Raw genomic sequence first — 13,178 nt, forward strand, 5'->3', positions numbered from 1 at the left:
ATAGGCGGCCCCTTATAGGACGCCGATTCACCTGCCGGGACCCCGATTCACCAGCCGCGAAACCGTTCCCAGTGCGCCACCACGCCGGGCTCGCCGGGCCGGACGACTTCGTAGGCGTCGTGCTGGGCGCATGTCGCGCAGGCGTGGTTAGGCAGGATGCGCAGCTTGGTACCCAGCGGCAGATCCGGCAGGCGGGCATCGCTTGCCGTGCGCAACTTGATGATGCCCTGCTCCTGGTTGGTTTCGGCCAACAGCAGATCGGGGTAGACGTTTCCGTTTACGTCGCAGACCACGCCGTACAACTGGTCGACGGCCTGCTTGGCGGTGCCGCGGTCGCGCGACATGGCCATCCACCCGGCGTCGACCAATATCCAGCCCTTGTCGGGCTGGTGTCCGATCACCGTGGTCAGCACCGATGCGGCGATGTCGTCCATTGAACAGACGCCCAAGCCCGCCATCACCAGATCGAAAAACACATACACGCCCGCGCGCACTTCCGTCACGCCGTCCAAGTTGCGCGCGAAATGGGCGGTGGGCGTCGATCCCACGCTGACGACCGGGCACGGCAGCCCTGCCTCACGGATCGTCCGGGCGCAGCCCACCGCGGCGGCGCGCTCTTGCTCGGCCATGTCAGCGATGGCGTCGACGCTGCGGCAGCCATAGGATTCGCCGGCGTGGGTCATGACGCCGCGCAGGCTGTCCGCCGCGTGCAGCACCCGCGCAATCGCTAGCAGTTGCTCGGCGTTGCCGGGCTGCACCCCAGCCCGGTGGCCGTCGCAATCGATTTCGATCAACGCCGGTATCCCGCTGCCGCTGGCTTGCGCCTGCGCCGCTACCGCGCGCGCCGCATCCAGGCTGTCGACAACCACCGTCAGGTCCACGCCGCGCTGGCGCAGCGCCAGCACGCGCGGCAGCTTGCCCGGCGACACGCCTACCGCGTAGAGCAGATCGGTGACACCGGCCGCCGCAAACTGCTCTGCCTCCTGCAAGGTCGAGACAGCGGCCGGCCCGTGGGGGCCGCTCATCACCCGACGCGCCACTTCGATGGACTTGGGCGTTTTCAGGTGTGGGCGCAGTCGCACGCCGTGGCTGGCCATCAACGCGGCCAGCCGTTGGATGTTGCGCGTCATGCGCGTTTCATCCAACAGCAGGCACGGGGTTTCAAGGCTGTCGAGGGTAACGGGAAGGCTGGCGGGTGTCATGAGCGGGTCTCGAAAAAGGCGTAGTCGATCCGGAATATTCTGAATCGGTCGACCGAGTATGGCGCGACCCGGCCCGCGCGTGTTTAATGACAGCTTAATTTTTCATTAAGCCGAGACTGAATGATCACGACGGACGACTTACGATTTTTCATGAGCCTTGCGGCCACGCCCTCGCTTGCGCAGGCCGCCCGGGCGCTGGACGTGACGCCCCCGGCCGTAACGCAACGGTTGCATGCATTGGAAAAGCGTCTGGGCGTCCGGCTGGTAAACCGATCCGGCAAAGGCACCGCACTGACCGACGAAGGTCGTTTATTGGCGTTGCGCGCAGGACAAATCTGCGGCGAACTCGGCGATCTGGCCGATGAGTTGGCCGGCCGCCGGGGCGTGGTGGCGGGGCATTTGCGCGTTGTGGCGCCGCTGGGCTTTGGGCAGCGCTACGTTGCCGCGCTGGTGGCTGAATTTCGAAAAACCAGCGACAACATCACCGCAAGCCTGACGCTGTCTGACGGCCCTCCGCGTCTGGCAGCCGATAACTGGGACGTCATGATCCACATCGGTGAGCTGCGCGACTCGACGCTGGTGGCCTACCCCCTGGCGCCCAACCGCCGCATCCTGTGCGCGTCGCCCGCGTATCTGGCGCGCCATGGCGCGCCAGCCAAACCCGAGGACCTGCGCGACCATGACTGCATCGCGCTGCGTGAAAACGACGAAGACGTGACCTTATGGCGATTCAAGCGCGGCAGAGGCCCCGCCGTGGGCGTGCGCGTATCGCCCGTGCTGTCCAGCAACACCGGCGCGGCCGCCGTGCAGTGGGCATTGGCCGGGCACGGCATCGTTGCGCGTTCGGAATGGGATGTGGCGGAACACCTGAAGGCGCGTACGCTGGTGCCCCTGCTGGCGGGCTGGAGCTTGCCGGACGCCAATGTCGTGGCGTTGGTCAAGTCGCGCCATGAGCAGTCTGCTCGTACTGCCGCGTTCCTGGCGCATCTGCGCGTAGCCTTCGCTGCGACGCCCTGGCGCGACAAGCCCTAGCCGCGGCCCACGTCAATCCAGCATGGCTTCCGCTTCGATCTCCACCAGCCATTCCGGCAGCGACAGCCCGCTGACGATGACCCATGAGGACGGCGGCGGGTCTTTCGGAAAACGGTCGCGCAGCGCCTGGGCGATCACTTCCTGATCCTCTCGCGCGGTTTCGCAGATGTAGATGCGCAGCATGATGACCTGCGCCAGGGTGGCGCCCGCGGCGGCCAGCACACGTTCGATATTGTCCAGCGCGGCTTCAGTTTGTTCTTGCAGCCCGGGGCCGACGGTGCGCTCGTTAATGTCTACGCCGACCTGGCCCGACAACAGCATTCTGCGTTGCCCGGTCACGATGACCGCCTGGCTGAATCCGTACTGGACGGTGTTGAAAACGGTATCGGGATTAACAACGGTTCTGGACATGCGTGCTCCTGTGAACGGCGCGCCCCCACAGCGCACCGGAGCCCCAATTCTAGCGATGCGTCGGTTTGCGTCGGTTTACAGCGCGACATCCGCCACAACTGGCCGGCGACCGCCAGGCAATGCCACAAGCAATACGATCGCGCCTGCCACCGTAGCCGTCCAGAACCCGGCTTGCACCCCGTGGTGATCCACGACCCAGCCCGCTATCGCCGCACCCGCCGCGACCCCGGCCCCCAGCCCGGTGACCAGCCAGGTCAGCCCTTCCGTCAGACGTTGGCCCGGCACGCTGCTTTCCACCAGCGCCATCGCGATGATCATGGTGGGGGCAAACGACAGCCCGGCCAGCAACACGCCCAGCGCCAAGGTCACAAGGTCGTTCACCAGCAGCAACGGCAACGTTGTGAATGCCGTCACGGCCGCCGCGATCGACAGCAGGCGGGCCAGCGGCATCTGAAATTTCATGACACCAAACACCAGCCCCGCCACGCACGAACCCAGCGCATAGGCGGACAGCACAAGGCTCGCGCCCGCCGGCACGCCCTGAGCGCGGGCAAAGGCAACGCTCAGGACGTCGATGGTGCCCACGATGACGCCCATCGCCGCCATCATGGCCACCAGCGCCCACATGGACGGCATGCGCAATACCGAGGCCTGCCGCCCCGCCGGGACGGCCTGCACGCTGGGCGCCGTGGCGCGCTGCAAGACGAATGCCGTCACTCCCACCGCCAACAGCAACGCGGCCACCAGCGGCCCCGCTTGCGGAAACAAGGCCACGCTAAGGCCCACGGCCAAGGGCGGGCCCAGGATGAAGCTGACCTCGTCGGCCACCGACTCCAGCGCATAGGCGGTGCGCAGTTGCGGCTGGTCGCGAAAGATCTCGGTCCAACGGGCACGAATCATCGCCGGCATGCTGGGCAACGAGCCCGCCAGCGCGGCAAACAGGAACAGCGTCCAATCCGGCGCGTTCCACTGCACGCAGGCAGACAATCCAATCAATGCGGCAACGCATACGCCCGCTGCAACCGGCAGCACACGCCCTTGCCCATGGCGATCCACCAGCCGCGAAATGCGCGGGGCCAGCAATGCGGTCGCCAACGCAAAGGTGGCGGCAACGGCGCCCGCCATGCCGTAAGCGCCCCGCACTTCCGACAGCATCGTGATGATGCCGATGCCGATCATCGGCAAAGGCAGGCGGGCGATAGCGCCGGCCAGCACGAAACCCAGGGCGCCTGGCGCGTTGAATAACTCACGATACGGATTGGACACCGAAGACCTTTTGCTGATTGGGTGGACAGGCGGATGCTATTCACATACATTCCGTATGTCAATTAACCTGCGCACCGTATGTCATGGGAGACGCACATGCCCCGCACCCGCGCGGAAATGATCGAGGCGACTCGCGCCAAGCTGCTTGCCACCGCCCGCCACGCGTTTGAACACGTGGGTTATGCCGCAACGTCCATGGACGATCTGACCGCCCGGGTGGGATTGACGCGAGGAGCCTTGTATCACCATTTCAACGACAAACAGGGTTTGCTTGCAGCGGTGGTCCAACAGATTGATGACGATATGGACCGCCGCTTGAACGATATTTCGGGTCAGGCCGCCGACGCATGGACAGCGCTGCGCGAGCGTTGCCGCGCATATCTGCGGATGGCAACTGAACCGGCCATTCGGCGGATAGTGTTGCAAGACGCCCCGGCGGTGCTGGGCGCGGGGCCGAACGCGGCGCAATCGCAGTGCATTGCGTCGATGGCGGCGTTGCTTCAGCAACTGATTGACGACGGTCTGATCGAGCACGCCGACCCCTGGGCCTTGGCTAACTTCATTAATGGCGGACTGACCGACAGCGCGTTATGGATCGCCGGTGCGGCCGGCGAATCGAACCGCCTTGACGACGCGCTTCACACCCTGGACTTGATCCTGCGCGGTTTGCCCCGGCGTCGTTGATACGGCCAGGCTTCGGCTCCGCGCCTGCACAGGCGGCAAGGATGCGCCGGTTTCGCGTTGTGCCTTTCTCGCCACACACGTATTATCAAAGCCTTTACTTGTTTATATATCGGAACACCTGTGCCCACCCGCCCTACCCCTGAGCCCGCCGCGCCCAGCGCTTCGTGGGCCGATCTGTTGCAAGGCGCCAATGCCCTGCGGTCGATTGCCCTGGCGGGAGGCGTCGCGCTGCACGCGATCAACGTCTATATCGTCACCACGATCCTGCCCACGGTGATCCGGGACATCGGCGGGTTGGAGTACTACGCATGGAACACGACGCTGTTCGTGGTGACGTCCATCATCGGATCCGCGCTGTCGGCCAAGCTGATCGAAACGCTGGGGCCGCGTAGCGCCTACCTGTTTGCCGTGGCCGTGTTCAGCGCCGGGGCCGTCATCTGCGCAACGGCTTCCGACATGCCGGTACTGCTGGCCGGACGCAGCGTGCAGGGGCTGGGCGGCGGCGTTCTTTTCGCGTTGAGCTACGCATTGATCCGTTTGGTGTTCGACGCACCGCTGTGGTCGCGCGCCATGGCCCTGGTGTCTTGCATGTGGGGGGTTGCCACGCTGTCCGGGCCTGCCATCGGCGGAATATTCGCGCAGGCCGGGAATTGGCGCCTGGCGTTCTGGGCGCTGTTGCCGGTTGCCGCGCTGCTGGCGTTGATCGTCGCATTCAAGGTCGGCGGGCGGGCGTCGGTACCTCCCGCGCCGCGCTCGGCGCTGCCGCTGCGTACGCTGGCGTTGCTGGTCGTATCGGTGATCGCCGTCACGCTGGCCAGCTTGTCGACGCAGCTTGGGTGGAACGTGGCGGGCATTGCGGCGGGGCTCATCGTCGCCCTGCTGATCGCCCGCGTCGACGCCCGCGCGCGTTATCGGCTGCTTCCCACCGGCGCTTATAGCTTGCGTGCGCCGCTTGGCGCGTTGTACGCGACGATGTGCCTGGTGGTGGCCGCCATCGCCACCGAGATATTCGTGCCCTACTTCCTGCAGGTCATCCACGGCATGTCGCCGTTAAAGGCGGGCTACCTGACCGCTGCCATGGGCGCCGGCTGGACGCTGGCCGCCATGCCCAGCGCCACCCGGGCGGGTCGCGCCGCCGACAGGCTGATCCGCATCAGCCCTATCGTGATCCTGGCGTCGTTGATCGGCCTGGGAATCATGACGCCGCAGCCGGCGCTGCTGGCGTCCCCCGTTGGGCTGGGCGCGTACATCGTTGCGCTGGCCGGGGTGGGATTCGGCATTGGGCTGGCCTGGCCGCATCTGCTGACCAAAGTCTTCAACGCGGCGCCCAAAGGCGAAGAGACGCTGACGTCTTCGTCGATTACCACCGTGCAGCTGTACGCGGCGGCGGTAACGGCGGCGCTGGCCGGGGTGGTTGTCAATAGCGCGGGGCTTGCCGACCCAGGCGGTGTCGAAGGGGCTCGGCATGCCGCCCGCTGGCTGTTCGCGGCGTTTGCGTTGATGCCCGCCCTGGCGCTGGTCCTGCTGCCCCGGGTGACTCGGCAGGCAGCGCCTGCGCCGGCCTGACGCAGGCGGGTCAGCGGCATCACGCACACACGCGCGATGCCGCCATTCATCGGACTATTGCAGCCGAAATACAGCAAAGGCGGTATGGAAGGTCACGCGCGTCTTTGCTACGCTCACAAGCACCTGCAGAAGGTGGCGCCCATGAGCAACAAGATTCGAGTCCTTTGCGTTCAACCGTCGTCGATGTCCGCGCGGTTCGCCTTCCTGGCGATTGCGGTGCGGTGGTCGCTGGGCGCCACCCCCCGACCCACCCGGCTGATGATAGGGCCCCATGACCTGGAACCTATCGGGTCTGAACCCGCCTTCTGGCGCTTTGCATTACGGCATGCGCTGACTGGGCAGTCGTTTCTGGTGACGCGCGGCGGCCACTGGGATGTGGCGGCGTCGGTGGACGGTGACGAAGTCCACGCATTTGGACGTAAATTCGCGCTTAGCCAATGCTTGTACTGAACGCGTTGTGCCTAGCGTTCGATTTCAGCGCTTGATTGTCAGCGCTGTGGTGTCAGCGCTTTGGTGTCAGGGCCTACGCGCCGCATTCCGGCTTGCGGTGAAACGAAGCTAATTCCTCGGCCGTCCACCGCAGGCGTGCATCGTCCTGGCAACACGAACGAAAAACCAAGGCGCCCACATCCAGAAAGCGGCTGACGTCCGCGTCGGTCAGCTTGGCCTGCACCCGCAACAGGCAGTCCGCATACGCGGACAAGACGCCGTCCCAGCCGTCCAGCTGGTCCGGCGCTACCGGCTGAGAAATCATGCGGGCCATCATTTCACTATGATCCATTCGGTGGTCCCCCCTCGGATACCGCACCGACGGCTGCAATGCTGCAACCGTTCGTGCAAGACCCCCAGCAAGTGTCATGCCCAACGGCCAGGCCGCGCCGGTGTCCTGACTACCGACGGGGCGGCGCATCCGGCGCCCTGCCGTGCAGCAGCGCGTCGGGATGGGCCTGAAGATAATCCGCCAACTGCCGCAGCGAACGCGCCGCGCGGCCCAACTCGCGCAGCGCTGTGTCGGTATTTACCGGCAAGGCGGATTCGGGGGCCAGCAACGCGCCTACCGCCGCGAGCGACTGGTTTGCCTGACGCAGCACGGCCTGCGCCTCTGGGGCCAGATGCGTATCCAACCTTTTGACCAGCCGCGACGCCCCCCGAAGCGCTCCAGCCAATTCCGCGCCGATGGCGTCAAACGGCACCTTTTCGACTTTGGTCAGGATGCTGTTCAACTGCTGTTGCAGCTGGTCAAGATTGTTGGGCACGGTGGGGATGAAGGGTCGATCCTCCATCTTGAATGTGGCTTGGGGCGCATCAGGAAATTCCGCCAGCGCGACATATAACTGGCCGGTCAGAAGATTGCCGATGCGCAGCTGCGCCCGCGTGCCTCGGGCCACCAGGGCGGTCATCAATCTGCCGCTGGGATGTTCCACGTCTGGACCGGCAAAATTCTTGATCTGATGGAATGTCTCCGCGCCAAGGCGCTCGGGGTACAGCGTGGCGGAGACCAGCGCGTAGAACTGCTTGGCCGTCTGATCGAAGTCCAGGTCGATGGCGTCCACCTTGCCCACCGTGACGCCATACGCGTCGATCGGCGCCCCCACCACCAGGCCGCGCACGGACTGATCGAAACGCATCCGTACGCGCAGCGGCGCGCCATCGGGCTGCGCGCGGGCCGACTCCTCGCTTGAGAACAGTGGAAAGGCGGCCCCCGCCGATGCGGGTTGGCGTACCTGTTGGTCCAATGTATCGAACGCCACGCCACCGATAATCACCGACACCAGCGATTGCGACCGCATCTGCAAACCACGCGCGTCCACACTGAAGTCGACGCCGCTGGCATTCCAGAAGCGCGTGCTCTCATTGACGTAGGCATCGTTCGGCGCGTCGACGAACACCTGCACATCGACCCCATCGCCGTTCTTGGCCAGCCGGTAATTCACCACCTGCCCCACGGCGATTCGGCGGTAGTACACGGGTGAGCCGACATCCAGCGAGCCCAGGTCGTTCGCGTGCAGCGTGAAGCGCTTTCCCGCCCGGTCCTGCGCGACCTCGGGCGGCACTTCCAGGCCGGTGAATTCGCTTTTACGCTCGCCGCGCGCGCCGTCCTTGCCGTGGCCGCCGGCCGGGTCCAGGCCAATATACGAGCCGGACAACAGCGTCCCCAGGCCCGACACCCCGCTAAGCGTCAGCCGCGGGCGCACCACCCAGAACACCGTGCCGTCGCGCAACAGGTTGGCGGCGTCCTTGTCCACGCGAATCGTGACCACTACGCCCGTGCGGTCCTCGTTCAGGTTGACGCGTTCAACCAGGCCGACGTTGACTTCCTTGTATCGGACCTGCGTCTTGCCCGCTTCCAGTCCTTCGGCGGTCTGGAAGTGGACGGTAGCCGTAGGCCCCGCATTCAACCAGGCCTGCACCACCAGCAGCAATCCGCCGATGACGGCCACCACCGGAACCAGCCAGATCCAGGAAACGCGGCGCCCCTTGCGCGGCGGCGTGCTAGCTGCGGCAGAACCAGACTCAGCCATCGAGGATGTCTCCTTCGTGTACGCGTCAGACCCGATCGCCCGTCAGCAAGCGCCTGGAATAGCGGGTAGCATGGCCCTCCTATTTGGAGGAAGTCAACGTGAATATCGCCATCCGCCCCGCCATGCCCTCGGACGCGGCCCAGATCTATGCCTTCATCACTGAACTGGCCGTGTACGAACGCGCCGCGCACGAAGTGATTGCCAGCGCGGACGACGTCGCCCGTACCCTTTTTGCCCCGCAGGCGCCCGCCAAGGCGCTGATGTGCCTGGCGGACGGTAAACCGATCGGGTACGCGGTCTATTTCTACAGCTATTCCACCTGGCTCGGCAAGAACGGTATTTACTTGGAAGACCTGTACATCACCCCTGAACATCGCGGCATCGGCGCCGGGCGCGACCTGCTGCGTCACCTGGCGCAAGAAGCGGTGGCCAACGGGTGTGGGCGGCTGGAATGGAGCGTGCTGGACTGGAACAAGCCCGCGATCGACTTTTATGTATCGATCGGCGCGGTGCCGCTGGATGAGTGGGTGCGTTACCGCCTGACGGACGACGCGCTGAAAAGCTTCGCCGAAGGCCGGCGCCAGCCCGCCTAGAACTCAGGCAGGTCGAACAGCGTGTGCAGGGTGGAACTGGGCACCGGCACGGACGCCAGCAGCTCATGGCCGTCGTCGGTGGTCAGCACTCGGACGGGGCGCAGCGCAACGCTGGTGCCGTCCACGCTGAAGGCGGTTTCCACGTCCGCCCCATCCTTGATCACGTCGATCACCTCGGACGCCGACGCCGTGACCGGCTCGGTGACCCAGCCCGGCACGCCGCGTTCAGCCTGGCCCCAGCGCACATAGGCGATGTGCCCGCTGATGGGCTCTTTTCGAACAGCGACGATTACGTAAAAAGACATCCGGGCCTCCCTGAAATGGTGTGGCCAGGATCGTATAGCAAGTTGGCGTTGACGGCATGCCCGCCCACGTCAGGGTTCGATGTCGATGTCCGCAAAGGATTTCACCAGATCGTCCAGCTGCTTGAGCTGGGTCAGGAAGGGTTCAAGCTTGTCCAGCGGCAACGCGCTGGGACCATCGCATTTGGCGTTTTTCGGGTCGGGGTGCGCTTCCAGGAATAGCCCGGCCAGGCCGACCGCCATGCCGGCGCGCGCCAGTTCGGCCACCTGCTCCCGGCGCCCGCCCGATGCGGCATCCAGCGCGGAGCGCTGCTGCAACGCATGCGTCACATCGAAAATCAAGGGGCGATTGCCCGACACTTTTTTCATCACCCCGAAACCCAGCATGTCGACCACCAGGTTGTCGTAGCCGAAGCTGGTGCCGCGATCGCACAGGATCAGCTTGTCGTTACCCGCTTCCGTGAACTTTTCAACAATGTTCAGCATCTGGGTCGGGCTGAGAAACTGCGGCTTCTTGATATTGACGATGCGTTGCGTCTTGGCCAGGGCAACCACCAGATCCGTCTGCCGCGCCAGGAAGGCCGGCAATTGCAGGATGTCCGCCACTTCAGCAACGGGCGCCGCCTGCCAGGGTTCGTGCACGTCGGTAATGACCGGCACGCCGAACTCTTTCTTGACGGCTTCGAAGATCTTCATGCCCTCTTCCAGGCCGGGGCCCCGGTAGGAATGGATGGAAGACCGGTTGGCCTTGTCGAATGACGCTTTGAACACGTACGGTATGCCCAGCTTTTGGGTCACGCGTTGATATTCTTCGCACGCGCGCAGCGCCAGATCCAGGGATTCCAGCACGTTGATGCCGCCAAACAGCACAAAGGGGCGGTCATTGGCGCAGTGGATCGACGAGGAAATTACGACTTCTGGGGCGGTCATGATGGGAAAATCCTGTAGAAATAAGGCAGGTGACAGTGCGTAATGTACAACCTGCCCCGCCTCGATTTCACCTGACCGCCCGTTTTTTCCCGCCGCGCTCAGCGGCTGCGCAGCATCCGGCGCAACACCCCGTCATGCAAGGCGTAATGGTGAACCAACGCCGCCAGCGCATGCACCAAGGCCAACACGATGATCGTCCACGCTACCGTGTCGTGCAGCCCCCCGATGAAGTGGCGCTGATCGCGGTCGATCGCAATCCACCGGGGCACGTCGAACAATCCAAAGAAAGCAAACGGTTCGCCCTGTGCCCAACGGAACAGAAAGCCCAGCACGATCTGCGCCGCCATCAACAGGTACAACAGCCCGTGTACGCCTGTACTAGCCAGGCCCATCAAGCCGGTGGCAGCGGGCGCCAGGCGCCGGCCGCCGGTCGAACGCCACACCACACGTAGCACGAATACGGCGGTAAACAGCAAGCCGAACGATAGGTGCAGCGATTGCAGCAGGCGACGGGTCGGGGTGCCGCGCGGCAGAAAGCTCCAGATCTCGGCCAGCGCGAACAGGCCCACGACCAGCAACGCCGTCAGCCAATGCAATGCGATCGAGGTGCGGTCATAGTGAGATCGGCCGGAGTAATTCGCCTGCAAGGGGGACGTCGTCATCGTAGGGATTTGAGTCTGAAGGTAACCCGCGAGCGTATTGACTTCCGACTTACGGTGTCCTGAGCATGCACGCCCCACGATGCAGCGTTATCACTGGACGCAACCCGGAACCGTGGCCACAATGACCCGTCGTGGACGGCTAAAGCGTCGTCCGGCATCTGACTCAGGGCGGGCACATGGGTTTTTTAGACACGCTGTTCCGGCGCAGGCCTACGCCGGATCAATTCGCCAAACTGTTCGTGGCGGCGGCTCGCAAGCAAGGCTTCGAGGGCGACCTGACCTACAAGGCCGATGAATTCCGCCTGCTGCTGGGCGAAGGTTCGTTCTTCAACCTGCACAACGCTTATCACGTTTACTACAACACCCGGGGCGCGCAGCAGCAGCGAGCGTTGCAGGGTTTTGTCTCGGCCCTGGCCAGCAGCAAGCAGTCGACGCCGCAACAGGCTACGGTGGCGCGCCCCATGCTGCGGGCCGTTATCCGCAGCCGCACCGCCCTGGAAGACGTACGCCTGCACCATGTGCGCACCGAAGGCGACGATTCCGCGTTCCATCCTGCCTACCTGCCCTTTGGCGAGGATTGCGTGGTGCTGTTGGCGCTGGACCACCCGGACGCCATTTCCACTCTGACCAACGGCCCCGAGGCCGCGTGGCAATTAACGTTCGACCAGGCCCTGGCGGTTGCCATCGACAACCTGCGCGACGCGCCCGACGACTTTGTCGAGACTGCTGCCGGCGTCTATCGGGGCGCCTGGGCAGACGGCTACGACATCAGCCGCGCGCTGCTGCCCGACATGATTGAACGCGTGCCGGTGCGGGGCCGGCCGGTATTCATGGTGCCCACACGCGACGTGCTGCTGGTGGCCGGCGACAACGACGAAGTCGGCTTGTCAAACATGGTGGAACTGGCTCATCAGGCGCTCATGCAAGGCCGATCGGTCAGCGCGCACATGTACCACTACGAAGACCGACAAGCCCTGCGATACGTGCCGACCGACGCCGCGCTGGCGCAACGTCTGGAGCACCTTGAGCGCCTGCTGGACAAAGCCGAATACGACGCGCAGAAGGCGGCGCTGGACCATATCCACGAAGAACAGGGCAAGGACATTTTCGTGGCGAACTACAACCTGTTCACCAGCGACGACGAGCCTGTCATGTCGTTTTCGCTGGCGTCGTGGACGCGCGGCGTGGATACGTCGCTGCCCAAGGTAGACCGCCTTGCGCTGGTGCGCCCGGACGCCGAGGACAACATGGGCGACGTGCGCGTCGTGTCATGGGAACAGGCCGCGCACCTGCTGGAACCGCTGCTGGCGCGTGAAGAGGGCTACCCGGCGCGCTACCGCACGCAGGGCTTCCCGGAAGACGCGCAAATCGCGCAGCTGGACGAAGTGCCGTAGGGTCGGTAGGGTGCATGACCCGCTTTTTCAGCTCTTGAGCTGCCGGCCCTCCAGGCTCCACAACTGTGGATCGCTGGTCGACACCCCTACCGCGCCATGCTTCATCGCCGACGCGATATCCGCCTGGTTGCAGACAAAGCCCGACGCCACGATGGGCGGCAGGGCTTTGAGGTCTTGGGCGGCCATGTGCGCCAGCATCGGCGCAGGCATCAATTGCACCAGGTTGGGGTCGCTTTGTTCCAGCGCCTTGACGCTGCGCGGCCAGGTGGAACGGTCGGTCACGAACACCTTTTGCATCGTGACCATACCCGCCCGGTTGGCGCGCTGAATGGTAGCCACGCGGGTTGAAACCAGGCTGGCCACACCGATGTCGGCCAGGTATTCCACCCCGCCCTTGTCCTGCGACAGGCCTTCGCAACTGTCGATATTGACGATTGCGAATTTGCCCGCGCGGTTCAAGGTGGCGATGACCGGCGCCAGCTTGCGCAATTCAACGTTGGCCACGATGCCGATCTCGGCCACGCTGCCCACGAACGTGTTGATTTGCTCAAGCCCATAAAGCGTCGCAATGACCGGATGACGCGCCAGGCATGCCCCAAATGACCTATCCATGG

General features: G+C 64.6%; 15 protein-coding genes. 6 read left to right on the plus strand and 9 right to left on the minus strand.

Features of this window, described 5'->3' with window-relative positions:
* Positions 1-47 precede the first annotated feature (47 nt).
* Positions 48-1,202, minus strand: coding sequence for a DSD1 family PLP-dependent enzyme (locus V6F88_RS07300; RefSeq protein WP_332608639.1), 1,155 nt, complete (start codon positions 1,200-1,202; stop codon positions 48-50).
* Positions 1,203-1,322: 120 nt separating this feature from the next.
* On the opposite strand from V6F88_RS07300, the gene V6F88_RS07305 reads away from it, so the two are divergent.
* On the plus strand, positions 1,323-2,234 hold the full coding sequence (locus V6F88_RS07305) for a LysR family transcriptional regulator (protein ID WP_332608640.1): 912 nt from the start codon (positions 1,323-1,325) through the stop codon (positions 2,232-2,234).
* 12 nt (positions 2,235-2,246) lie between these two features.
* Here V6F88_RS07305 and V6F88_RS07310 read toward each other — a convergent pair whose 3' ends face one another.
* Both V6F88_RS07310 and V6F88_RS07315 read right to left on the minus strand, forming a co-directional pair.
* Positions 2,247-2,645 (minus strand): RidA family protein, encoded by a 399-nt coding sequence (locus tag V6F88_RS07310; RefSeq protein ID WP_332608641.1) that lies wholly within the window; start codon positions 2,643-2,645, stop codon positions 2,247-2,249.
* 75 nt (positions 2,646-2,720) lie between these two features.
* Positions 2,721-3,911, minus strand: a complete 1,191-nt coding sequence (locus V6F88_RS07315; protein ID WP_332608642.1) for an MFS transporter — start codon at positions 3,909-3,911, stop codon at positions 2,721-2,723.
* A 96-nt stretch (positions 3,912-4,007) separates the two neighbouring features.
* On the opposite strand from V6F88_RS07315, the gene V6F88_RS07320 reads away from it, so the two are divergent.
* The 3 genes from V6F88_RS07320 to V6F88_RS07330 all read left to right on the plus strand — a co-directional run bounded on the left by V6F88_RS07320 (position 4,008) and on the right by V6F88_RS07330 (position 6,611).
* Positions 4,008-4,595 carry a TetR/AcrR family transcriptional regulator gene (locus V6F88_RS07320; RefSeq protein WP_332608643.1) on the plus strand — a complete coding sequence of 196 codons (588 nt, stop codon included), beginning with the start codon at positions 4,008-4,010 and terminating at the stop codon, positions 4,593-4,595.
* Between the two features lie 120 nt (positions 4,596-4,715).
* Complete coding sequence (locus V6F88_RS07325) at positions 4,716-6,161, plus strand: MFS transporter (RefSeq protein ID WP_332608644.1); 1,446 nt, start codon at positions 4,716-4,718, stop codon at positions 6,159-6,161.
* A gap of 141 nt (positions 6,162-6,302) precedes the next feature.
* Positions 6,303-6,611 carry a hypothetical protein gene (locus tag V6F88_RS07330; protein ID WP_332608645.1) on the plus strand — a complete coding sequence of 103 codons (309 nt, stop codon included), beginning with the start codon at positions 6,303-6,305 and terminating at the stop codon, positions 6,609-6,611.
* A 73-nt stretch (positions 6,612-6,684) separates the two neighbouring features.
* Here the strand turns inward: V6F88_RS07330 and V6F88_RS07335 are convergent, their stop codons facing one another.
* Positions 6,685-6,942 (minus strand): hypothetical protein, encoded by a 258-nt coding sequence (locus V6F88_RS07335; protein ID WP_332608646.1) that lies wholly within the window; start codon positions 6,940-6,942, stop codon positions 6,685-6,687.
* 109 nt (positions 6,943-7,051) lie between these two features.
* Entirely contained in the window at positions 7,052-8,683 is a 1,632-nt protein-coding gene (locus V6F88_RS07340; RefSeq protein WP_332608647.1) for a PqiB family protein, read from the minus strand.
* A gap of 98 nt (positions 8,684-8,781) precedes the next feature.
* On the opposite strand from V6F88_RS07340, the gene V6F88_RS07345 reads away from it, so the two are divergent.
* On the plus strand, positions 8,782-9,276 hold the full coding sequence (locus V6F88_RS07345) for a GNAT family N-acetyltransferase (protein ID WP_332608648.1): 495 nt from the start codon (positions 8,782-8,784) through the stop codon (positions 9,274-9,276).
* Here the strand turns inward: V6F88_RS07345 and V6F88_RS07350 are convergent.
* The 3 genes from V6F88_RS07350 to V6F88_RS07360 all read right to left on the minus strand — a co-directional run bounded on the left by V6F88_RS07350 (position 9,273) and on the right by V6F88_RS07360 (position 11,170).
* Positions 9,273-9,581, minus strand: coding sequence for a carbohydrate isomerase (locus V6F88_RS07350; protein ID WP_332608649.1), 309 nt, complete (start codon positions 9,579-9,581; stop codon positions 9,273-9,275). The genes V6F88_RS07345 and V6F88_RS07350 overlap by 4 nt on opposite strands.
* Positions 9,582-9,650: 69 nt before the next feature.
* Positions 9,651-10,508, minus strand: coding sequence for a 3-deoxy-8-phosphooctulonate synthase (kdsA, locus tag V6F88_RS07355; protein ID WP_332608650.1), 858 nt, complete (start codon positions 10,506-10,508; stop codon positions 9,651-9,653).
* A 98-nt stretch (positions 10,509-10,606) separates the two neighbouring features.
* On the minus strand, positions 10,607-11,170 hold the full coding sequence (locus tag V6F88_RS07360; RefSeq protein WP_332608651.1) for a cytochrome b: 564 nt from the start codon (positions 11,168-11,170) through the stop codon (positions 10,607-10,609).
* 176 nt (positions 11,171-11,346) lie between these two features.
* On the opposite strand from V6F88_RS07360, the gene V6F88_RS07365 reads away from it, so the two are divergent.
* Positions 11,347-12,564, plus strand: coding sequence for a hypothetical protein (locus V6F88_RS07365; RefSeq protein WP_332608652.1), 1,218 nt, complete (start codon positions 11,347-11,349; stop codon positions 12,562-12,564).
* A gap of 27 nt (positions 12,565-12,591) precedes the next feature.
* Here the strand turns inward: V6F88_RS07365 and V6F88_RS07370 are convergent, their stop codons facing one another.
* Positions 12,592-13,176 (minus strand): glycerol-3-phosphate responsive antiterminator, encoded by a 585-nt coding sequence (locus tag V6F88_RS07370; RefSeq protein ID WP_332608653.1) that lies wholly within the window; start codon positions 13,174-13,176, stop codon positions 12,592-12,594.
* Positions 13,177-13,178 lie beyond the last annotated feature (2 nt).

The organism is Achromobacter sp. ESBL13, from assembly GCF_036668755.1.
GTDB lineage: Bacteria > Pseudomonadota > Gammaproteobacteria > Burkholderiales > Burkholderiaceae_B > Achromobacter.